This window comes from Streptomyces sp. R21 (assembly GCF_041051975.1).
Lineage (GTDB): Bacteria > Actinomycetota > Actinomycetes > Streptomycetales > Streptomycetaceae > Streptomyces.
Map to the genome: position 1 here is coordinate 7,165,650 of NZ_CP163435.1, position 21,109 is coordinate 7,186,758.

17 protein-coding genes are annotated in these 21,109 nt (G+C 70.9%); 8 read left to right on the forward strand and 9 right to left on the reverse strand.

Annotated features, from left to right (window positions below; translation table 11 throughout):
* Positions 1-6: 6 nt before the first annotated feature.
* The 3 genes from AB5J56_RS31845 (at position 7) to AB5J56_RS31855 (ending at position 3,214) form a co-directional block, all read left to right on the forward strand.
* Entirely contained in the window at positions 7-627 is a 621-nt protein-coding gene (locus tag AB5J56_RS31845; RefSeq protein WP_369237577.1) for a TetR/AcrR family transcriptional regulator, read from the forward strand.
* A 201-nt stretch (positions 628-828) separates the two neighbouring features.
* Positions 829-1,857: an endonuclease/exonuclease/phosphatase family protein gene (locus tag AB5J56_RS31850; RefSeq protein ID WP_369237579.1), complete on the forward strand. Its 1,029-nt coding sequence runs from the start codon at positions 829-831 to the stop codon at positions 1,855-1,857.
* Positions 1,858-1,990: 133 nt separating this feature from the next.
* The gene (locus tag AB5J56_RS31855; RefSeq protein WP_369237581.1) at positions 1,991-3,214 is read left to right on the forward strand and encodes an MFS transporter; all 1,224 of its coding nucleotides are present in this window, start codon (positions 1,991-1,993) and stop codon (positions 3,212-3,214) included.
* Positions 3,215-3,632: 418 nt separating this feature from the next.
* On the opposite strand, the gene AB5J56_RS31860 is transcribed toward AB5J56_RS31855, so the two are convergent.
* From AB5J56_RS31860 to AB5J56_RS31875, 4 genes are all read right to left on the reverse strand, one after another.
* Positions 3,633-5,396: an NAD+ synthase gene (locus AB5J56_RS31860; RefSeq protein WP_369237583.1), complete on the reverse strand. Its 1,764-nt coding sequence runs from the start codon at positions 5,394-5,396 to the stop codon at positions 3,633-3,635.
* A 74-nt stretch (positions 5,397-5,470) separates the two neighbouring features.
* Positions 5,471-7,114, reverse strand: a complete 1,644-nt coding sequence (locus tag AB5J56_RS31865) for a multicopper oxidase family protein (protein ID WP_369237585.1) — start codon at positions 7,112-7,114, stop codon at positions 5,471-5,473.
* A 148-nt stretch (positions 7,115-7,262) separates the two neighbouring features.
* Positions 7,263-7,736 carry a hypothetical protein gene (locus AB5J56_RS31870; RefSeq protein WP_369237587.1) on the reverse strand — a complete coding sequence of 158 codons (474 nt, stop codon included), beginning with the start codon at positions 7,734-7,736 and terminating at the stop codon, positions 7,263-7,265.
* 115 nt (positions 7,737-7,851) lie between these two features.
* Positions 7,852-9,759, reverse strand: a complete 1,908-nt coding sequence (locus tag AB5J56_RS31875) for a protease pro-enzyme activation domain-containing protein (RefSeq protein WP_369237589.1) — start codon at positions 9,757-9,759, stop codon at positions 7,852-7,854.
* A 337-nt stretch (positions 9,760-10,096) separates the two neighbouring features.
* Here AB5J56_RS31875 and AB5J56_RS31880 point away from each other — a divergent pair, with 337 nt between their 5' ends.
* Together AB5J56_RS31880 and AB5J56_RS31885 are read left to right on the forward strand one after the other, a co-directional pair.
* Positions 10,097-10,606 (forward strand): sigma-70 family RNA polymerase sigma factor, encoded by a 510-nt coding sequence (locus AB5J56_RS31880; RefSeq protein ID WP_369237591.1) that lies wholly within the window; start codon positions 10,097-10,099, stop codon positions 10,604-10,606.
* Positions 10,603-11,265, forward strand: a complete 663-nt coding sequence (locus AB5J56_RS31885) for a hypothetical protein (RefSeq protein WP_369237593.1) — start codon at positions 10,603-10,605, stop codon at positions 11,263-11,265. Before AB5J56_RS31880 ends, AB5J56_RS31885 begins: the two co-directional genes overlap by 4 nt.
* A 126-nt stretch (positions 11,266-11,391) precedes the next feature.
* Here AB5J56_RS31885 and AB5J56_RS31890 read toward each other — a convergent pair whose 3' ends face one another.
* Both AB5J56_RS31890 and AB5J56_RS31895 read right to left on the reverse strand, forming a co-directional pair.
* A complete protein-coding gene (locus AB5J56_RS31890) occupies positions 11,392-12,024 on the reverse strand; it encodes a DUF305 domain-containing protein (protein ID WP_369237595.1) in 633 nt (210 codons plus the stop codon).
* Between the two features lie 5 nt (positions 12,025-12,029).
* A complete protein-coding gene (locus AB5J56_RS31895; protein WP_369237597.1) occupies positions 12,030-12,692 on the reverse strand; it encodes a DUF3105 domain-containing protein in 663 nt (220 codons plus the stop codon).
* Between the two features lie 416 nt (positions 12,693-13,108).
* Here AB5J56_RS31895 and glnA point away from each other — a divergent pair, with 416 nt between their 5' ends.
* The 3 genes from glnA (at position 13,109) to AB5J56_RS31910 (ending at position 16,909) form a co-directional block, all read left to right on the forward strand.
* Complete coding sequence (gene glnA, locus AB5J56_RS31900; RefSeq protein WP_369237599.1) at positions 13,109-14,470, forward strand: type I glutamate--ammonia ligase; 1,362 nt, start codon at positions 13,109-13,111, stop codon at positions 14,468-14,470.
* A 193-nt stretch (positions 14,471-14,663) separates the two neighbouring features.
* Entirely contained in the window at positions 14,664-15,608 is a 945-nt protein-coding gene (gene sigJ / locus AB5J56_RS31905; protein WP_369237601.1) for an RNA polymerase sigma factor SigJ, read from the forward strand.
* A gap of 113 nt (positions 15,609-15,721) precedes the next feature.
* Positions 15,722-16,909: an NAD(P)/FAD-dependent oxidoreductase gene (locus tag AB5J56_RS31910; protein WP_369237603.1), complete on the forward strand. Its 1,188-nt coding sequence runs from the start codon at positions 15,722-15,724 to the stop codon at positions 16,907-16,909.
* A 148-nt stretch (positions 16,910-17,057) separates the two neighbouring features.
* Here AB5J56_RS31910 and AB5J56_RS31915 read toward each other — a convergent pair whose 3' ends face one another.
* The 3 genes from AB5J56_RS31915 to AB5J56_RS31925 all read right to left on the reverse strand — a co-directional run bounded on the left by AB5J56_RS31915 (position 17,058) and on the right by AB5J56_RS31925 (position 21,108).
* Positions 17,058-18,578 (reverse strand): FG-GAP and VCBS repeat-containing protein, encoded by a 1,521-nt coding sequence (locus AB5J56_RS31915; protein WP_369237605.1) that lies wholly within the window; start codon positions 18,576-18,578, stop codon positions 17,058-17,060.
* Positions 18,579-18,694: 116 nt separating this feature from the next.
* Positions 18,695-19,714: a TolB family protein gene (locus AB5J56_RS31920; RefSeq protein WP_369242928.1), complete on the reverse strand. Its 1,020-nt coding sequence runs from the start codon at positions 19,712-19,714 to the stop codon at positions 18,695-18,697.
* Positions 19,715-19,782: 68 nt separating this feature from the next.
* Complete coding sequence (locus tag AB5J56_RS31925) at positions 19,783-21,108, reverse strand: MFS transporter (protein ID WP_369237607.1); 1,326 nt, start codon at positions 21,106-21,108, stop codon at positions 19,783-19,785.
* Position 21,109: the final 1 nt, after the last annotated feature.

Sequence of the window (21,109 nt, forward strand, 5' to 3'; positions counted from 1 at the left end):
GTCGACGTGAGCCTCGCGAACAGCCCGGCCAGTCAAGAGGGTCCCGCTCGGGGCCGTCCCCGCAGCGAGGCCGTGGAACGCTCCATCCTCGAAGGCGTGATGAGGCTCCTCGAAGAGGGCGTACCGCTGTCGGAGCTGTCCATCGAGCGCGTCGCCCGCACCGCCGGCGTCGGCAAGGCGACCATCTACCGCCGCTGGAGCGGCAAGGAGGAGCTCTTCGTCGACGTCCTGCGCGCCGCCGAGCCCCAGGACCCCGAACTCCCGGGCACCTCGATGCGCGACGACCTGGTCGTCCTGCTGGAGTCGCTGCGCCAACGCGGCCTGGCCACCCGCTCGTCGGCGATCCTGCACAACGTCTACGCCCAGATGAAGAGCAGCCCGAAGATCTGGGCCGCGTACCACGCGATGGTCATCGACCCGAGGCGCCGGATGGGCACCGAGGTGCTGCGCCGCGGACAGCTGAACGGCGAACTGCGCGACGACGTCGACATCGACCTGCTCAACGACCTCTTCGTCGGCCCCCTGCTGGTGCGCTCCATCATGCGCCCGGACTCCGAACTCCCCGAGAACCTCGCCGAACAGGTCGTCGACCGACTCCTCGAAGGCCTGCGCCCGGCCAAGTCGTAGGCCGGGCGGCGCGCCGAGGGCCGAATGTGCGCGTTTCGTCACAGAGGCCGTGCGGTACGCCCGCATTCGGAACTTCGAACGCCGAGTTCTTCGTCCTCGTGCCCGTACGGCCGTCGCGGGACGGCGAGAACGACACCGATCATCCCCTAGGGTCGTAGCCGCGGGGCTGACGGTGTGTACGGCAGGTTGTGAGGCGACGGTATGGCGCAGGCGTATGTGGCGGAGACGGACAACGGCGGCTCGGGGGCCGAGCGTCGAGGTTCCCGGCTTCGGCGCCTGCTCGACGGCTGGAGAGGCGACCGCGGCATCTGGCGCCGCGGCCTGATCCTGGCCGCGCTCGCGATCCTCCTCGCGCTGGTGATGCTGCTGCACGCGCAGATCCCGAACAAGATCGGCAACCTGGGCAGCCTCACCGAGACGTTCCTGCCCTGGCTGGGCGTCCTGATTCCGATCCTGCTGATCCTGGCGTTCGTACGGAAGTCGGCGACCGCCCTGATCGCGGTGCTGCTGCCCGTGTCGGTCTGGCTCAACCTCTTCGGCGGGCTGCTCACCGACAAGACCGGCAGCGGCGGCGACCTGACCGTCGCCACGCACAACGTCAACGCGGACAACCCGGACCCCTCCGGCACGGCCCGCGACGTGGCCGCGTCCGGCGCCGACGTGCTGGCCCTCGAGGAGCTCACGCAGACCGCCGTACCGGTGTACGAGAAGGCGCTCGCGGCCACCTACAAGTACCACTCGGTGCAGGGCACCGTCGGGCTGTGGAGCAAGTACCCGCTGAGCGGTGTGAAGCCGGTGGACATCAAGCTGGGCTGGGTGCGCGCGATGCGGGCGACGGTGGCCGCGCCCGACGGGCAGGTCGCGGTGTACGTCGCCCACCTGCCCTCGGTGCGGGTGAAGCTGGAGGCCGGGTTCACCGCGCGTCAGCGCGACAAGAGCGCCGACGCGCTGGGCGAGGCGATCGGCGCCGAGAAGCTGAGCCGGAAGATCCTGCTGGGCGACCTCAACGGCACCATGAACGACCGCGCGCTCAACGCCGTCACCGCCCAGATGCGCTCCACGCAGGGCGCGGCGGGCAGCGGCTTCGGGTTCAGCTGGCCGGCGTCGTTCCCGATGGCCCGGATCGACCAGATCATGGTCCAGGGAGTCGAGCCGGTGACCTCGTGGACCCTGCCGCAGACGGGCAGCGACCACCTTCCGGTCGCCGCGCGCGTGAAGCTCAATTCTTAACCTCGGGATCACGCGCATGACCACAGCGATCATGCACTTTTAACCTCCCGGAATACTGGGTCGGGGAGACTTTGTTCCGCAGTTAAACTTTCCTGTACGGAACTCCGCTCGTCCCCCTTGAAAGGCCCCCTTCATGCCCCTGGCCCTGCTCGCCCTCGCCGTGGGCGCCTTCGGCATCGGCACCACCGAGTTCGTGATGATGGGCCTGCTGCCCGACGTCGCGGACGACCTCCACATATCGATCCCCGTCGCGGGACACCTGGTCTCGGCGTATGCGCTGGGCGTGGTGATCGGCGCCCCGCTCCTCGCCGCGGCCACCGCCCGGATGTCCCGCCGCAAGGTGCTGATCGCCCTGATGGGCCTGTTCGTCGCGGGCAACGCCCTCTCGGCGTTCGCCCCCGACTACCACTGGCTGCTGGCCGCCCGCTTCCTGAGCGGACTTCCGCACGGCGCGTTCTTCGGCGTCGGCGCGGTCGTCGCCACCGGTCTGGTGGCCCCCGAGCGCAAGGCCCGCTCCGTCTCGCTGATGTTCCTCGGCCTGACCGTCGCCAACGTCGTGGGCGTGCCGGTGGCCACCCTCATGGGCCAGGAGCTGGGGTGGCGGGCCACGTTCCTCGGCGTCAGCGCGATCGGCCTGGCCGCCATCGCGGCCCTCGCCCTCCTGATCCCCCACGACCACGCGCACGCCCCCAAGGTCGGCCTGCGCGGCGAACTGGCCGCGCTGCGCTCCCTGCCGGTCTGGCTGGCCCTCGGTACGACCGTGGCGGGCTTCGGGGCTCTCTTCTCCGCGTACAGCTACATCACCCCGATGCTCACGGACTCCGCCGGGTACGCCGACGGCAGCGTGACCCTGCTCCTCGCCCTCTTCGGCGTCGGGGCGACCGCGGGCAACCTGCTGGGCGGGCGCCTCGCGGACCACTCCCTGCGGGGCACCCTCTTCGGCGGCCTCGTGTCCCTCGTCGTGGTCCTCGCCCTGTTCCCGGTCCTCATGTCGACGCAGTGGAGCGCGGCGGTCGCCGTGACGCTCCTCGGCGTGGCCGCGTTCGTCACCGGGTCTCCTCTCCAGCTGATGGTCATGGAGAAGGCGTCCGCCGCCCCGTCGCTGGCGTCCTCCGCCAACCAGGCCGCGTTCAACCTCGCCAACGCCGGGGGTGCGTGGATCGGGGGGCTCGCCCTCGCGGCGGGCTTCGGCGCCACGTCCCCTGCGGTGGCCGGCGCCGCCCTCGCGGTCCTCGGCCTCGCGGTCGCCGCAGCCGCCTACGCCGTCGACCACCGCCGCACCCTCGCCACCGCCTCCACCCCGGGCCGCCTGATCGCCACCCACGTCCCTACGCAGGCGGAATCGGCCCACGTCTGAGCGGGGATCCGGGGGCGGGTGGGCAAACCCCGGGTACCCCTTGTTTCCTTGTCACCCGGCGTGGGTGCTGGTCGGGGGTGGGCCGCGCAACTCGGCGCTGACGAGGCGCCGCCTGCGCCCACCCGTGCCGCCCCAGCGGCACGATTGCCCGCAGCTTGAGCGGACCGGCACCCCAGCCCCACCGCGCCGCCGCTGGGTGGGCAGCCGCCCCAGCCCGTACGCGCGCCCGCAGCAAGCGAGGCACCACCCGCAGTCGTGTACGCACGCAAGGGGCCGTGCCGGTACGTCTCTGCCCGTCGCGTAGCAGACCGCCCGCCAAGTCCCGCCGAATGCAACCCCCGGGCAGTACGCCCACGCGGCGACGGGCAAGACGTACCGGCACGGCCCCGACCCACCCACCGGCGTCAGGCGCCCGGCGTCAGGCGCCCCCGCCAGATTCGCGCCACCGATTCGTGATCGGCAGCCGCCGGTCCTTGCCAAAACCCTTCGCCGAGATCTTGGTGCCCGGCGGATACTGCCGCCGCTTGTACTCGGCCGTGTCGACCATCCGGAGCGTCTTCACGACGAGCTCCCGCTCGAACCCGGCCGCCACGATCGTGTCGGCCCCCTCGTCCCGGTCGACGTACCGCTCAAGGATGGCGTCCAGGACCGGGTAGTCCGGAAGAGAGTCCGTATCGACCTGGTCGGGACGCAGCTCCGCGCTGGGCGGCTTCGTGATCGAGTTCTCAGGGATCGGCGGCGTCTGCCCCCGCTCCGCCGCCGCCCGGTTCCGCCACTCCGCGAGCCGGAAGATCGACGTCTTGTACACGTCCTTGATGGGCCCGTACGCCCCCACGGAGTCGCCGTACAGCGTCGAATACCCCACCGCCAGCTCGGACTTGTTCCCCGGCGCCAGCACGATGTGCCCCTCCTCGTTGGAGATGGCCATCAGCATCGTGCCCCGCAGCCGGGACTGCAGGTTCTCCTCCGCCAGCCCCGTCAGCCCCAGCGACGACATATACGCGTCGAACATCGGCTCGATCGGCACGGTCCGGAAGTTCAGCCCCGTCCGCCGCGCCAGCTCCGCCGCGTCGCCCTTGGAGTGCTCCGACGAGTACTTCGACGGCATCGCGACGCCGTACACGTTCTGCGCACCCAGCGCATCGCACGCGATCGCCGCGACGAGCGCGGAGTCGATCCCACCCGACAGCCCGATCAACACGGACCTGAAACCATTCTTCGCCGCATAGGCCCGCAGCCCGACCACCAGCGCCGAGTACACCTCCTCGTCGTCGTCGAGCCGCTCCGCGTACCCGCCGGCGAGCTCGGCCTCGTACGCGGGCAGCGGCTCCTCGGAGATGACGAGCCGCTCGATGCGCAGCCCGTCGTCGACGACGCCCTCCACCGGCGAGGCGGCGGCAGCCGGAAGATCCAGGTCCAGGACCACGCAGCCCTCCGCGAACTGCGGCGCCCGCGCGACGACTTCACCGTCCCGGTCGACGACGATGGAGTCCCCGTCGAAGACCAGCTCGTCCTGCCCGCCGATCATGGCGAGGTAGGCGGTGGTGCACCCGGCCTCCTGGGCCCGCTTGCGGACCAGCTCCAGCCGGGTGTCGTCCTTGTTGCGCTCGTAGGGCGAGGCGTTGATCGAGATCAGCAGCCCGGCCCCGGCGGACCGCGCGGCGGGCACCCGGCCGCCGTCCTGCCAGAGGTCCTCGCAGATGGCGAGGGCCACGTCCACCCCGTGCACCCGTACGACCGGCATGGTGTCGCCGGGCACGAAGTAGCGGAACTCGTCGAAGACGCCGTAGTTGGGCAGGTGGTGCTTGGCGAAGCGCAGCGCCACCTCCCCCCGGTACAGCACGGCCGCCGCGTTGCGCGGAGTGCCCGCGGGCTGGCCGTACTTCGGCTGGGCGCTCTCGGACCGGTCGAGGTAGCCGACGATCACCGGCAGCTCCCCGAAGCCCTCGTCCGCGAGCCGGGCGGCCAGCGCGCGCAGCGCCGCGCGGGACGCCTCGACGAAGGACGACCGCAGGGCCAGGTCCTCGACGGGATACCCGGTCAGCACCATCTCGGGGAACGCCACCAGATGCGCTCCCTGCTCGGCGGAGTGCCGGGTCCAGCGGACGATCGCCTCGGCGTTCTGGGCGAGATCGCCGACGGTCGAGTCGATCTGATTCAGGGCGAGGCGTAGTTGAGGCACGGGGCACAGTGTAATCGTCAGAGCGACACAATGGGTTGTGGGGCGCCCCACGTCGGGGCGCCCCACTCCCCAAATCAGCGGCTGCGGTACCCGAGCACCGTCATCATCCCGGCCTCCGAGTGGTACACGTTGTGGCAGTGGACCATCCACAGCCCGGGATTGTCGGCGTCGAAGTCGACGGTCAGTGTCCCGTTCGGCAGTACGACGGCGGTGTCCTTGCGCGGCCCACCCGCCACGTTCGCCAGGCCGAAGGTGTGTCCGTGCAGATGAACCGGGTGCCACATGCTCGTCGAGTTGGCGAAGACGAGCCGCACCCGTTCCCCGGCCCGCACGGGATGCCGCTGATCCGCGCGGTAGGGCTTCTTGTCGAAGGCCCAGTCGTACTTCATCATCCCGCCGGTGAGCTGGAGCCGTACGGTCCGGTCCGGCTCCTTCTCCTTCAGCGCCACGGACTCGTCGGCCTTCAGCCTGTCGGCCGTCAGCAGCCGCCCGTCCAGTTCCCTCGGACGTACGGCGGCGGAGGGCGCCGTGCCGCCGCCGGTGCGCAGCAGCGCGTGCGTGGACGCCTTCTTGCCCTCCGCGAGCGCGGCCAGCGGGAAGACGCCGTCGCCCGCGGTGACCAGGACGTCGTAGCGCTCGCCCATGCCCAGCAGCAGTGCGTCGGTCCTGGCGTGCCGCACGGGGAAGCCGTCGGTGTGCGTCACCGTCATCTCGTGCCCGCCGAGGGCCACCCGGAAGGCCGTGTCGCCGCCCGCGTTGATGAACCGGATCCGGATGCGATCGCCCGGGCGAGCCCGGAACACCGAGGGCACCGCCGCCGTACGCCCGTTGACCAGGTAGTACGGATACGCGACATCCCCGGCGTCACCGCCGAGCAGCTCACTGCTGGAGCCCGTCATCATCCGGGAGGGCCCGGAGGCACCGGGCGAAGCCGACGCACCCGCACCCGCATCCGCCCCCATCCCCATCGCCATGTCGGACATGTCATGCCCGGAGTGATCCGTTCCACCGTCCTCACCCCCCATGTCCATGCCCCCGCCGCCCATGCCTCCGCGCAACTCCGCGAGCACGGCGTCCGGGGTGGACCCGTCCACCCCGTCGACCCAGTCGTCGAGGACGACGACCCACTCCTTGTCGTACGACAGCGGCTCCTTGGGGTCCTCGACGATCAGCGGCGCGTACAGGCCGCGGTCCTGCTGAGTGCCCGAGTGGGGATGGAACCAGTACGTGCCCGGGTGCGGGACGGCGAAGCGGTAGGTGAGGTCCGCGCCCGGCTTGACCGCGCGCTGGGTGAGGCCGGGCACGCCGTCCATGTCGTTGCGCAGGGCGATGCCGTGCCAGTGCAGGGAGGTGGCCTCGGGGAGATGGTTGGCGAGGGTGAGGGCGAGGGTGTCGCCGGCGGTGACACGGACCTCCTTGCCGGGCAGTTCGCCGCCGTACGCCCAGGACTTGACCGTACGGCCGCCCAGGTCGAGGGAGGCCGCGGCGGCGGTGAGCCGGACCTCGCGGACCGGGCCGGAGCCGCGCTTCTTCTCGGCGGCGGCGACCTCCGGGCCCGCCGGGTCGACGTACCCCTTCGGCGCGGCGGGGGAGCCGCTGCCGTTCCCGCTGTTTCCGTCGTGGCCGGAGTGTTCGGAGCCCGAGCAGGCGGCCAGGACTCCCGTCCCGGCGACGGCGATGGACGCACCGAGAACGGTGCGGCGCGTGTGAGTGCGCATGACTGAGTGACACCTCGTCGTGGTGGTGTTGCGTGCGGATGGGCGCGTCCGCCGCCCGTGGTGCACCGCGCGACATCCTGAGGTTCCCACCTCACGACGCGGAGGTTCCCCCTCCGTGCGGGCAGCCCTGAGCGGCCGGTGCGCCGGCCTAGATGCGCAGCACCGACAGACGGGACAGCAGGGTTCTCGGCGGGGGAGGGACGGGCCACAGGGCGCGCAGCAGCCGGGTCAGTACGGCGGGATGGACGGCAGCGGCGCCCGGGCGTCCCAGGGCCGTCGCGAGCAGCAGAAGGAGGGTGAAGCCCCCGAGCAGCACGGCGAGACAGACGGAGAGCGGATCCATGCCGCTCATCGGCGGCATCCCGGAGGTCATGGATGCCGTGGCCGTCATGGCTGTCGTAGCCGTCACGTCCGCCATCCTGGACCCGGCCTCGTGCGCCGAGGGTGCGTCCCCGCCATCAGCGAGATGGACGCCGTACGACATCTGCCCCGTACCGGCATCCGGCCCGTGACCTGGCCCGTGCTCCGACGGATGCCCCAACGTATGCATCGTGACGATCCCGAACAGCAGCGCGGCGAACAGCAGCAGCTGTCCGTACCGCCCGCGGTTCCTCGTCGTCATGCCCCGCACCTTACCCCCACCCGGTATCCGGAGGCGGGACGGTCCCCGGACACACGTACGCCCGCCCCTCGTCTCCGAGGGGCGGGCGCAGAGCTGTCGTCAGACGGTCATGCCGTCAGTGGCGACGGTAGGACTCGACGTATCCGGTGGTGGGCGAGCCCACGCCGGTGACGTCGTCGTAGCCCTTCACGGCCTTCAGCGAGCTGTCCTTGCCGAGGCTGCGCACGGAGGTGAGCAGGCCACCCGACGCGTCGACGCCGTTGGCGAAGTCCACGCGCGCCACGGCGAGTTCGGTACCCGTGGGGGTGTCCGTCACGTCGTGGTAGAGCTTCGACCCGTACTTCGAGTAGATCGACGGGTTGGCGAAACCGATCGCCTTGCCGCCGTGCGCCTGCTGGGCCAGGGCCTGGACGGCCGCGATCACCGGAGCGGCGAGCGAGGTGCCGCCGATGCGGTACTCGCTGTACTTCTCCGACCCGTCCGGGAAGGTCTGCGTCTGGCCGACCTTGAAACCGGTGTTGGGGTCGGCGATCGCCGAGATGTCCGGGACGACCCGGTTACCGGCGGCGTTGTTCGCCTTGGCGAGCGCGTCCGGCACGACGCCCTTCTGGTAGTACGGCGCCGGCACGGTCTTGCTGGTGCCACCGCCCGCACCCGAGGTGTACGCGCCCGGGAAGTCTTTCCAGCTCTTGCCGTCCGCGGACAGCGAGGCCTTCTCGGTTCCCCAGCCGGTCTCCCACAGGTACTTGTCGCCCTTGCCGACCGCCAGCGAGGTGCCGCCGACCGCCGTCACCCACGCCGAGTTGGCCGGGGTGTCGACCTGCTTCGTACCGGTGTTGGCGACCTCGTCACCGTTGTCACCGGAGGAGAAGTAGAAGCCGATGCCCTCGACCGCGCCGAGCTGGAAGACCTGGTCGTACGCGGCCGCGAGGTCCGGCGTCTGGTTGGCCTCGATGTCGCCCCAGGAGTTGGAGACGATGTCGGCCAGGTGCTTGTCGACGATCTTGCTGAGCGAGTCCAGCAGGTCGTCGTCCATGCAGGACGCGGCGCCCACGTACGTGACGTTCGCGTCCGGCGCGACCGCGTGCACGGCCTCGACGTCGAGGGTCTCCTCGCCGTACCAGCCGGAGGCGTCGCACTCGTCGGCGCCGGTGTGCGTGTAGTTCTTGGGCAGCGACTGGCTCAACTGGCTGGTCTTCCAGGCCGCGTCGCCGTGCTTCTTCGCATAGGTCTGCGCGTCGAAGGCGATGGTCGGCGAGGCGTACGCGTCCGTGATGGCGACGCGGACACCCTTGCCCGTGTAGCTGCCGGCGCCGTAGGCGGCCCGCAGCTGCTTGCCGGTGTAGCCCTTGACGGCGTACGGGATCTTCGTACCGTACGCGTCGGGCAGCGTGCTCGCGATGTTCGAGCCGTAGTACGACGAGAACGGCCCGGAGTTCTTGAACGCCGCGCCCGGACCCGGCAGCTGGTCGCTGTGGGTCGCCATGTGCGGGGCGTTGTCCAGGCCGGTGACGGTCAGGACGGCGCCGTGCAGACTGTCGGGTGCCGAGGCCGTCTTCGACGGCGCGCGGTACGTCTTCGAGCCCTTGGCGTAGTTGTGCAGCTGGGTGCCGAACGCCTTCTCGGCGGCGGCCACGTCACCGGTGACGGTGACGTAGTGCTGCGTGGTGCCGGTGACCTTCAGGCCCGCCGACTTCAGCCACGACTTCACCGCGGCGACCTGCGCCTTGGTGGCGCCGAAACGCTGCTGGGACTGCTTGGCGCTGAGGTACTTGCCGTACGAGGCCGAAGCCGGGTCGGACACGGCCTTGGCGTACTCGGCCAGACCGGCGGCGTCGCGGCCGGCGAAGTAGACCCGGACGGAGACCTTGGAGCCGTCGGACGCGGCCCCCTTGTCGGCCTTCGCCGTGGCCCACGCGGGCTTGGTGCCCACGAGCGTGTCACGGTTCGGATTGTCCGCGGCGTGAGCCGTGGGTATACCGAGCGCCAGCGCACCGGCGAGCAGCGGCAGTGTCGCTGCCATGCTCACTCCGGCGCGTACAGCGGCGCGATTGGATCTCATGAAACCCCCTGCGATGCGGTTCGTCGCATTAGTGGTCGTTCGTGATGTGTGCGCCTCTGTGTCGGATGAGGACACAGGGGACGGATCACGCTGGGGTCACTCTGGCGATGAACCGTTCATGCCAGGGGATGGAAAAGGTCAAGGAAACCTCAAGTGGCCGCGAAATGGCGTCTTTTGGGTCGGTATGGAAGGGGTCTCGTACCTAGATCGAGGGTTATCCCTATGTCGCACAAAAACGTGCCGTCAAGGGAACCCCGTCCTCTGTAAGCGCATCGCCGCCCCACGGCGTATAGGGGGTGTGAAGCAGCTGGAGTTCGAGGAGTTCTACCGGTGCGGCCGGGATGTCTGCCTGCGGGCGGTCCTCGCCGCGGTGGGCGACCGGCAGCTGGCCGAGGACCTGGTCGCCGAGGCGTTCGCCCGGGCCTGGGCGGCGTGGCCGAGAGTGCGGGGCCATCCCGCCCCGCGGGCGTGGGTGGTGCGCACGGCGCTCAACACCCGTGTCTCGTGGTGGCGTCGGCGCCGCCACGAGGTCGCCCTCGACGGCCGGGACGCCGAAGCCCCCGGATCTGACGGGTCCTACGGGTCCGACGGGTCCGGCCTCGACCCCGCGCTGCTGGCCGTGCTGCGTCAACTGCCGCGGCGGCAACGGGAGGTGATCGCCCTGCGGGTCTTCCTGGACCTCGACACGGCGACCACGGCGAAGACGCTCGGGATCGCCCCGGGCACCGTCACCGCCCATCTGTCGCGGGCCGTCGGGACGCTGCGCGGCCACCTCGTCACCGTCGACCACCCGGAGGTGGGATCGTGAACACGCAGAACGACGACCTGAACGTACTGGACACATTGCGCAAGTCCCTGGACGACGTCACCCTGGCGGCGCCCGTGGAGGAGATCGTGGCCCGCGGCCGCGCGCGCAGGCGGCAGCGCCGGCGCATGGCGGTGGCGGCCGTGGGCGTCGCCGCGGCGGCCGGGCTGGCGCTGGGCGTGCCCGGGTACGGCCACCCGTCGACCGCGCCGCCGTCGAGCGGGGGCGCGGCGCCCGCCGCGTTCGTCGTCGAGAAGCAGGCGGACGGCACCGTCAAGGTGACCTGGGGCAAGGAGCAGTACTTCAAGGACCCGGCCGGGCTCCAACAGGCCCTGCGCGACGCCGGGTTCCCCGTGCTCGTGAAGACCGGGGTGTTCTGCAAGGGGCCGGACGACCATACGAAGGTCGACGACAGCGGAGTCGGCGTCGGCGTCCACAAGGTCATGCGGGGTGAGCGCACGGGCACGGGCGACAAGGGCTCCGGCGAGGGCGACACGGTCGTCTTCGTCTTCGACCCGGCGGCCATGCCCGCCCACACCCAGCTTTCCATCGGCTACCTGAACGCCGACCAACTCGCCGTCACGCAGGGGCGTCCCGGCTCGGTGGAGCGGTTGGTGCCGACCGACGTCAAGCTGAAGTGCAGTACGGACTGGCGCAGTTGACCATCCGCGGTGGAGGGGGTGAAGGGGTCCGGAGCCCAGCTCCGGACCCCTTCGACCGTCCCGACCGTCCCGACCATCCCGACCATCCCGACCGTCCCGTCGGTCCCGACTGTCCTGTCGGTCCCGTCAGTTCTTTGCCGTCGCGCCGCGCGCCTTCAGCATGTCGGCCATCAGCTTGATCTCCGACTGCTGCGCGTTGACCATGCCCTGCGCGAGGTCACGCTCGACACCGACCTTGCACTTCTCCACGCAGCCCTTGGCCATGTGGATGCCGCCCTCGTGGTGGGCGGTCATCAGCTGCAGGAAGAGGATCTCGGCCTGCTTGCCACTGAGCGAGTTCAGCTTCTTCAACTCGGTGTTGGTCGCCATGCCGGGCATCAGCGCGCCGTCCTTGCCGGAGGCCATGTCGCCCATGCCCATCCAGGTCATGGGCGCGTCCGACGTCACCTTGGGCAGATCCCACAGGTCGAGCCAGCCCAGCAGCATGCCGCGCTGGTTGGCCTGCGTCTGCGCGATGTCGTACGCGAGGCGGCGCACCTCTTCGTTCTTGGTGCGGTCGCGCACGATGTACGACATCTCGACGGCCTGCTGGTGATGGACCGCCATGTCCCGGGCGAAGCCCGCGTCCGCGGAGTCCGCGGACGGCGCCTTCGTGTCCGAGCCGCCGTCCTCGGCCACCGCGTACGTGATCGCGCCGGCCGCGACGAGCACCGCCGCCGAGGTTCCGGCGATCCAGCCGACCTGCTTCATCTGGCGCATCCCGCTCACTGCGAGAGACCGTTGGTGCAGGCGGCCCCCGGCTCCGGGGTCTGCTTGCCCTGGACGTACGCCTCGAAGAACTTCGCGACGTCCGGGTCGCTCGCGCTCTTCACCGTGCGCTGGTGGGCCCACGCGCTGAGCATGATCGGGTCCTTCTGGTCCTCGACGGGGCTCATCAGCGTGTACGGCGTCTTCTTGACCTTCTCCGCGAGCGCCTTCACGTCGGCCTCGGAGGCCTTGCTGTTGTACGTCACCCAGACCGCGCCGTGCTCCAGGGAGTGCACGGCGTTCATGTTGTTGAGCGCCTTGGTGTAGACGTCGCCGTTGCAGTTCATCCAGACCTGGTTGTGGTCACCGCCGACCGGGGGCTCCATCGGGTACTTCACGGTCTTGGTGACATGCGTGCGGCCCAGCGTGCCCTTCCAGGTCTTCACACCGTCCTTGCCGGTGACGAAGTGCCCCGACGTCCCCTTGGAGTCGCTCGTGCTGTCCTTGTCGGACTGGGACTGCACGAGTACGACACCGCCGACGACGAGACCCACGACGACCACGACGCTGGCGCCGATGGTGAGGATCCGGTTGCGACGCTCACGCGAGGCCTCGGCGCGGCGCATCTCCTCTATGCGCGCCTTGCGCTGAGCGGACGTGCTGTTCTTGGCGGAACCCATGGCGAGTCCTTATTGGGGGAAGGGACGACGGACGAATCGGGTCCGCTGATCGTAGTGGGACAGGAGAGGCGGCACGCAGGGAGGTCACAGGAATGGCCGAAGGGGCGGCTTTCGTCCTGATAAACGGGTGTGCCCCGGACCCGCGCCCGCGGGTCGGCACCCCGCGCCGACGGCACCGGGGCGGCCGTATGGAGAGACGGTGGGGGTCGGGTATTACCGGAACGCGGGTGAGCAGGCAGTATGGGCAGCAGAGCAGTACACCTGCCGTACGTGAAGCGTTCAGACCGAGGTCGGTCGGCCGATCATGGTCCGCAACGCGCACGAAATGGTGTTGTGGTGGGATGCTCAGGTGCCCCGACCGTCCCCGAGGCGTGGGAGCAGGCGGCCTGACCAGCAAGGATGGGTGGAAGCGGAAGATGGACAAGCAGCAGGAGTTCGTGCTCCGGACACTGGAGGAGCGCGACATCCGGTTCGTGCGCCTGTGGTTCACGGATGTACTCGGCTTCCTCAAGTCGGTGGCCGTGGCCCCGGCGGAGCTTGAACAGGCCTTCGACGAGGGCATCGGCTTCGACGGCTCGGCGATCGAGGGCTTCGCCCGGGTGTACGAGTCCGACATGATCGCCAAGCCGGACCCGTCGACCTTCCAGGTGCTGCCGTGGCGCGCCGAGGCCCCCGGCACGGCCCGGATGTTCTGCGACATCCTGATGCCGGACGGCTCCCCGTCCTTCGCCGACCCGCGCTACGTCCTCAAGCGCGCCCTCGCGAAGACCTCCGACCTGGGCTTCACCTTCTACACCCACCCGGAGATCGAGTTCTTCCTGCTGAAGAACAAGCCGCTCGACGGCTCGCGCCCGACGCCCGCCGACAACTCCGGCTACTTCGACCACACCCCGCAGAACGTGGGGCAGGACTTCCGGCGCCAGGCCATCACGATGCTGGAGTCGATGGGCATCTCGGTCGAGTTCAGCCACCACGAGGGCGCCCCCGGCCAGCAGGAGATCGACCTGCGCTACGCCGACGCCCTCTCCACGGCCGACAACATCATGACCTTCCGCCTGATCATGAAGCAGGTCGCGCTGGAGCAGGGCGTGCAGGCCACGTTCATGCCGAAGCCGTTCTCGGAGTACCCGGGCAGCGGCATGCACACGCACCTCTCCCTCTTCGAGGGCGACCGCAACGCGTTCTACGAGTCCGGCTCGGAGTACCAGCTCTCCAAGGTCGGCCGCTCCTTCATCGCGGGCCTGCTCAAGCACGCCGCGGAGATCTCGGCCGTCACCAACCAGTGGGTGAACTCCTACAAGCGCATCTGGGGCGGCTCGGAGCGCACCGCCGGCGCCGGCGGCGAGGCCCCCTCGTACATCTGCTGGGGCCACAACAACCGCTCGGCCCTGGTCCGCGTCCCGATGTACAAGCCCGGCAAGACGGGCTCGGCACGCGTCGAGGTCCGCTCCCTGGACTCGGGCGCGAACCCCTACCTGGCGTACGCGCTCCTCCTCGCCGCCGGCCTCAAGGGCATCGAGGAGGGCTACGAACTCCCGCCGGGCGCCGACGACGACGTCTGGGCCCTCTCCGACGCCGAGCGCCGCGCCATGGGCATCGAGCCCCTCCCGCAGAACCTCGGCGAGGCCCTGGTCCTGATGCAGCGCAGCGAACTCGTCGCCGAGACGCTGGGCGAGCACGTCTTCGACTTCTTCCTCAGGAACAAGAAGCAGGAGTGGGAGGAGTACCGCAGCGAGGTCACGGCCTTCGAGCTGCGGAAGAACCTGCCGGTGCTGTAGGCGCAGGTCAGAGTAGGTTCATACTCAGCCCCAGGAGCCGACGAACATCCTTCGTCGGCTCCTGTCCGGTTTCTGCAGCGCCGGCAGCCACGGGGCCGTTGCCAGTGGCCGGCGTCGACCTGATCGGGGGCCTCCGGCGCCGGAGCGGAGCACCCGACGGCCGTCGCGCGCCACGAGAGTTAGGATCCGGGCCATGCCCCTGACCATGAGCGACGTGGACCGGTTCGAGGCCTCGATACCCCGCCTGCAGGCCATCGCGTACCGCCTCCTCGGCTCGTCGAGCGAGGCCGAGGACGCCGTGCAGGACACGTTCCTGCGCTGGCAGGCCGCCGACGTCGACCGCATCGAGGTCCCCGAGGCCTGGCTGACGAAGGTCCTCACCAACCTGTGCCTCAACCAGCTCACTTCGGCCCGCGCCCGGCGCGAGACCTATGTGGGCCAGTGGCTCCCCGAACCGCTGCTCGCCGGCGACCCGATGCTCGGCCCCGCCGACACCGCCGAGCAGCGCGAATCGGTCTCGTACGCGGTCCTCACGCTCATGGAGCGCCTCTCTCCCAACGAGCGGGCGGTGTACGTGCTGCGGGAGGCCTTCGGCTACCCGCACGGGGAGATCGCCGAGATCCTCGACATCACCGAGGCCGCCAGCCAGCAGATCTTCCACCGCGCCAAGAAGCACATCGCGGACGGCAAGGCCCGCACCGAGATCGACGACGCCGCCGCCCGGCGGATCGTCGAGGAGTTCCTGGCGGCCGCCACCACCGGCCGGACCGAGCCGCTCGTACGGCTGCTCACCGCGGACGCCTTCTCGATCGGCGACGGCGGCGGGAAGGTCCCGGCCCGTGCCACGGCGTTCGAGGGCGCCCTCGCGGTCGCGAAGTTCATGCGGGGCCTGTTCAAGCCCAGCGAGGCCAAGCGCGCCATTGTCGGCGGCTCACCCGACATCTACGCCACGACCGCCAACGGCGAACCCGCCATCGTGGCGGTCGTCGACGGCCGGGTCATCGGCATCTTGTGCCTGGAGATCACCGCCGACGGCATCGCCGCGTTCCGCAACCAGGTCAACCCCGACAAGCTCGACCGCGCGACCCAGCGGTGGGCGGCCGCCGACCACGGGGAACCCCTGATCAGAGCCTTCTGAGCATGCTGTGACGTGCTTCACATCACCTTCCTGTCAGGAAACGGCGGGCTGCCCGGTTCAAGGGGCGAAACCGCGCAAGACAAGGTGCGGACCGCGCAGACAGGAGCAGGGATATGCAGCACCGCATCATCGTCCTCGGAGCCGGCTACTCAGGGGCCGTCGCCGCCGGGCGCCTCGCCAAGCGGCTGCACCGCGAGGACGTCGCCATCACTCTCGTCAACGCCGAGCCCGACTTCGTCGAGCGCGTCCGGATGCACCAGCTGGCGGTCGGCCAGGACCTCAAGCCCCGGCCCTTCAGCGAGATGTTCGCGGGCACCGGCGTGGAGCTGAAGCTCGGACGCGTCACCGGAGTCGACGTCGACCGCAAGACCGTCGCCGTCACCTCTGACACGAACGGCGCCGAGGAACTGGCGTACGACACTCTCGTGTACGCCCTCGGCAGTGGCTGGAACGACCAGGGCGTCCCCGGCACCACCGAGCACGCCCACCAGATCGCGAGCCGCCCCGGAGCCCTCCGGCTGCGCGAGCGCCTGGCCGGCCTGGACGCCGGACAGCCCGTGGTCGTCGTCGGCGGCGGCCTCACCGGCGTGGAGGCCTCGACCGAGCTCGCCGAGGCCCGCCCGGACCTCGATGTCGCCCTCGCCGTCCGCGGTGAACTCGGCGACTGGCTCTCGGAGAAGGGCCGCGGTCACCTGCGGAAGGTCGTCGACAAGCTCGGCATCACCGTGCACGAGCACGCCGCCGTGACCGCCGTCGAGGCCGACCACATCACCACCACCGACGGCACGCCCATTCCGGCCGCGGTCACCGTGTGGACCACCGGCTTCGCCGTCCACCCGATCGCGCAGGCCACCGCCCTGGAGGTCACCGGCACGGGCCAGATCGTCGTCGACGCAACCATGCGCTCGGTCTCGCACCCGGACGTGTACGCCGTCGGCGACGCGGCCATGGCTATGGGCCCCGGCGACAAGCCGCTGCGGATGTCGTGCGCCACGGGCACCCCCATGGCCTGGCAGGCCGCCGACGCCATCGCGGCCCGCCTGACCGGCGGGAAGCTCCCGAAGACGCCGATCCGCTACTTCAACCAGTGCATCTCGCTCGGCCGCAAGGAAGGCCTGATCCAGTACGTCACCGCCGACGACCGCGCCGTCCGGTCGGCCCTGACGGGACGGTTCGCCGCCGTCTACAAGGAGCTGATCTGCAAGGGTGCGGCCTGGGGCGTCGCCAACCCGACACTCGGACTGCCGACCCGACGCCACCGCGTCGTGCAGGAGCGGGCCGACGTTCTGGCCACCGCCTGATCGGACAAAGGCCGGAGGCCCTGCGGTCGCAGAGGGCACGCCGACAGACGCGGTGAAGGGGCGAAGTGCTCACCACTGCTTGCCGGGGCAGTGACGACAGACGGGGCCGACGGTCTTTGACCGTCGGCCCCGCGGTGTGTCCGTGGTGTCAGTGGTTGAACGAGGTGCCCAGGCGCAGGGCGCTGCCCGCGGGGATGCCGAGGGCGGTCGGGGTGAACTCCTTGGCGCCGGTGCCTGTGGTGCCCGTGGAGCTGCCGGGCAGGGTGTACAGGCCGCCGTCGACGGCGTTCACGCCCGCTTCGTCGACTCCCGCGACGCCGATGAGCGCGTCGGAGCGGCCGTCGCCGTTGACGTCGACGGCCTTGACGCCCATGCCGAACGAGCCGTCGGCGAGCGGGACACCCGGCACGCCCGACGTGCTCTGGGTGAACGCGGTGGCGCCGGTGCCGGTGAGCCCGCCCGGGCCGCCGCGCAGGACCGTCACCTTGCCGGGGTTCGTCAGGTTGCTGTGGTTCTCAGCGGGGCTGGCGGCGATGACGTCCCCGTAGCCGTCCCCGTTCACGTCGCCGACGGTGACGTCGTCGGCGAAGAGGTCGGTGCCGACGTCGGAGTTCGAGTCGGGCACGCCGGGCGTGTCCTGGTGGAAGGTGACCGGCTTCCGGGTCGCGTCCTGGCCGTTCGTGCCGCCGTAGACGACGACGAACTGGCCCTTGTAGTTCAGCTTCTCCGGCTGGGGGACGACCACGTCGGCCCGGCCGTCATGGTCGAGGTCGCCGACGGCCAGCGGCGATCCCTCGCGGTGGTTCAGCGGGTTGCCGGTCGCGTCCTTGAGGTATCCGGCGTCAGTGAACCCGCCGGCGCCGCCGCGCAGCACATGGATCTTGTCGGTGGGCTCCAGGGTGCCGGTGGTCCACGACACCAGCAGATCGGTGACGCCGTCGCCGGTCAGGTCGCCGGCGGCGACCATGGGGTCGGCCCAGGAGATGCCGGGGTCGAGGCCGAGCGGCTTGACGGACGCGGGCGTTCCGGTGCGGGTGATGGGGCCGAGCGCCACCGCCCCGGTCTCGCGGGTGCCCCTCGTTCCGACGACGAGGTCCTGCTTGCCGTCGCCGTTGAAGTCGCCGGAGACGAGGTCCGAGCCGGTCTGGAGGTGCGTGTCGGTGGTGGTGCCGAGCTTGGCGGTGGTGGCGCCGTGCTTGGTCAGGCCGTCCGGCCCGCCCCAGATGAGCGTGACCTGGCCGGCGTTCTCGTCGGTGGTGCCGCCGGACGTGATGTCCTCGCCGGGGCCCGAGACCGCCAGGTCGGCGTAGCCGTCGCCGTCGTAGTCGCCGGTGGTGGTGTCGTCGCCCCACCAGTCGAGGGCCTCGGGGGTGCCGGGAACTCCCGTGGTCGCCTGGGTGATCAGCTTGCGGTGGGTGCTGCTGAGGCCGCTCGCGGAGCCGTAGAGGACGAGCACGGCGCCGCTGTTGACGAGCGACGACGTCCGGTGCATGGGCAGGTTCACGACGACATCGCGGTAGCCGTCGCCGTTGAAGTCGTCCACGAGCCGCTTCGCCGGGGCGGCGGCCGTGCTGGTCGTGGCGGCCTGGGCCGTGCCGGCGGCGAGGCCGCCCGCGGCCAGCGCGGCCGTGGCGGCGCAGGCGAGTACGCGCCGAAGAGGTATGTGCACTGCAGGGTCTCCCGTAGTGGGTTCGCCGAGGTTGGCGCGAAGATGACCTTTACCGACCCCTATTGGTTGTACGGAATCCGGCAATCCGTCTGTGCGTCAGGAGCCGGTCCCGCGTGTCAGTGCAGGAACACCGGGGAGACCGCAGCGGTGCTGATGCGCCGGGCCGTCCCCGTGCCGTCCGCCGGGACCTCGTACAGGTCCGCCCCGTAGTCGCCGGGGAGGGCGTAGACCAGGGTGTGGTCGTCCCGCCAGACCGCCTGGTCGTCGACGCTGCGCCGCTCGGCGAGAGGGGTTTCGCGCAGGGTGCGCAGGTCCAGGACGTACAGCCGCCAGGGCGCGTCCTTCGGAAGGCCCTTCGCGCGCTTCTTGTAGGCGACGCGGGTGCCGTCGGGGGAGAGGGACGGGCACTCGACGTTCGCGTGCAGCGTGGTGACCGTACGGCTGCGCAGGTCGCCCCGGACCAGGTAGGTGCTGCCCTTCGTCGCCAGCGTGGCGTAGAAGGTGCGGTCGTCGGCGGCGAAGGTGACGCCCCAGAAGTTGGTGTCCGCCGCACGGTACGTCCGGCCGTCCTTCACGATGCGGTACGCCTCCAGGGACGGGGTCAGCTTCCCCGTGCGGGTGTCGACGATCGCCGCCCGCGTCGAGAAGTTCGTGCCCGCGTACGAGTCGCCGCCGACGAACGCCGTCCACGCGGCGAAACGGCCGCTGGGGGAGACCCGGGCGCGCGACGGAATGCCCGGCACGTCGTAGTGCGCCCGCTCCTTCAGGCGCGCGTCGAGGATCACGGCCCGGTAGGTGTCCTGCATCGCGCCGTGCACCGCCTGGAGGCAGACTCCGGTGCCCGAAGCGGCGTAGAAGCGCAGGCACTTGACCTTCGACGCCGTGCGCGCTCCCGCCGGGTCCGACGCCGGGACCGTCGTCAGCTCGTCGCGGTGCGGGCCCCACGCCATGTTCCGGAACACCATCCGCCCGCCGCCGGTCAGCGCGACCGTGCCCGCGGTGATGCGTGGGCCGCCCGGTTGCGCCTGGTTCCTGCGGTCGGCGCGCGCGGAGGCGTGCAGGACGGAGGCGACGGCGACGACGGCGAGGACGAGAACAGCCGCGACGAGCACGAGGACGCGGTTGCGGCGTGTCATGAGGGGCGCATCGGGCGCGTCAGACAGGGCGGGCGTGTCGGGCGCCTCGGGCGTGGCTGGCGTGTCGGTCATGCGGGGGCCTTCGCGATCGGGGCGGGGCGGAGCAGGAACGAGACCGCGGCGCAGCCCGCGAGCGCGGCGGCCGCGAGGGTGAGGGCACTGCGGTCGCCCCACAGCGTCCACGCGGCGCCGAACCCGAGCGAGCACACGAACCGCGCCAGTGCCTGCCCCGTCTGCACCAGGGCGAGCCCGGAGGACCGCAGCTCCTCGGGCACGCTGTCGGACGCGGCGGCCATCAGGACGCCGTCGGTCGCCGCGTAGAAGCAGCCGTGCAGTACGAGGACGGCGTACGGCAGCGCGGTGCCGTGCCACGAGGACAGCAGCAGGCCGTACGCGAGGAGCAGGGCGCCGTGGCCCGCGAGGAAGACCCGCCAGCGGCCGAGCCGGTCGGCCAGCCGCCCCAGCGGAACGGCCAGCAGCAGGAACGCGGCCGCCGTGCCGAGCGGGAGCAGCGCGAACCAGCGGTCGGGGACGCCCAGGCGTCGTTGCAGCAGCAGGTAGACGAAGGAGTCGCTGACCGTCGCCAGGCCGAGCAGCAGGGCGCATACGGCGATACGGCGCAGGTCGCGGCGGCGCAGCAGGGCGAGGGCGGCGCGCAGGGTCGGGCGATCCGCCGCCTTCTGTACCGAAGGGCTCGCGTTCGCCTTCTGTACCGAAGCGCTCGCGTTCGCCTTCTTTACAGAAGTGCCCGGCACGAACAGCACCAGTACCAGCACCCCGACCACGGCCACGCAGAAGCTGACCGTGAACACGGCGTCGTATCCGTCCACCGTCGCCCGCAGGATCAGGAAGGCGGCCAGGGGGCCGAGGAGTGCGCCCGCCGTGTCCATGGCGCGGTGCACGCCGAAGGCGCGGCCGCGTGTCTCGGGGGTGCTCGACAGGGAGATGAGGGCGTCGCGCGGGGCCGTGCGCAGGCCCTTGCCGGTGCGGTCGGCGGCCAGGATCAGGCCGATGGGCGTGAGGGTGTGGGCCAGCAGAAGCAGGGGTTTGCACGCTGCCGAGAGCCCGTAGCCGAAGCCCGCCACCCACTTGTGGCGGCCGCCCCCGCGGTCGGCCAGATGCCCGCCGACCAGGCGGACCAGCGCCGAGAAGCCGTTGTAGACGCCGTCGAGGAGCCCGAAGCCCAGCGGCGAGAGGCCGAGGCCCGCCACCAGGTACAGCGGGAGCACCGCCGTGACCATCTCCGAGGAGACGTCGGTGATCAGGCTGACCGTGCCGAGCGCGAGCACGGTGGGCGCGACCGCGGCGCGGCGCCGCCCGGCACGGGGCCGGGCGGCGCCTTCCGCGGACGTCGCCGGCGCCGTCGTACTGGCGCGGCTGTCCGCTACGTACATG

Coding starts and splice junctions, on each gene's coding strand:
- AB5J56_RS31850 (WP_369237579.1), top strand. CDS start 829: ATGGCGCAGGCGTATGTGGCGGAGACGGACAACGGCGGCTCGGGGGCC.
- AB5J56_RS31855 (WP_369237581.1), top strand. CDS start 1,991: ATGCCCCTGGCCCTGCTCGCCCTCGCCGTGGGCGCCTTCGGCATCGGC.
- AB5J56_RS31865 (WP_369237585.1), bottom strand. CDS start 7,114: ATGCGCACTCACACGCGCCGCACCGTTCTCGGTGCGTCCATCGCCGTC.
- AB5J56_RS31870 (WP_369237587.1), bottom strand. CDS start 7,736: ATGACGACGAGGAACCGCGGGCGGTACGGACAGCTGCTGCTGTTCGCC.
- AB5J56_RS31875 (WP_369237589.1), bottom strand. CDS start 9,759: ATGGCAGCGACACTGCCGCTGCTCGCCGGTGCGCTGGCGCTCGGTATA.
- AB5J56_RS31890 (WP_369237595.1), bottom strand. CDS start 12,024: ATGCGCCAGATGAAGCAGGTCGGCTGGATCGCCGGAACCTCGGCGGCG.
- AB5J56_RS31895 (WP_369237597.1), bottom strand. CDS start 12,692: ATGGGTTCCGCCAAGAACAGCACGTCCGCTCAGCGCAAGGCGCGCATA.
- glnA (WP_369237599.1), top strand. CDS start 13,109: ATGGACAAGCAGCAGGAGTTCGTGCTCCGGACACTGGAGGAGCGCGAC.
- sigJ (WP_369237601.1), top strand. CDS start 14,664: ATGCCCCTGACCATGAGCGACGTGGACCGGTTCGAGGCCTCGATACCC.
- AB5J56_RS31910 (WP_369237603.1), top strand. CDS start 15,722: ATGCAGCACCGCATCATCGTCCTCGGAGCCGGCTACTCAGGGGCCGTC.
- AB5J56_RS31920 (WP_369242928.1), bottom strand. CDS start 19,714: ATGACACGCCGCAACCGCGTCCTCGTGCTCGTCGCGGCTGTTCTCGTC.
- AB5J56_RS31925 (WP_369237607.1), bottom strand. CDS start 21,108: ATGTACGTAGCGGACAGCCGCGCCAGTACGACGGCGCCGGCGACGTCC.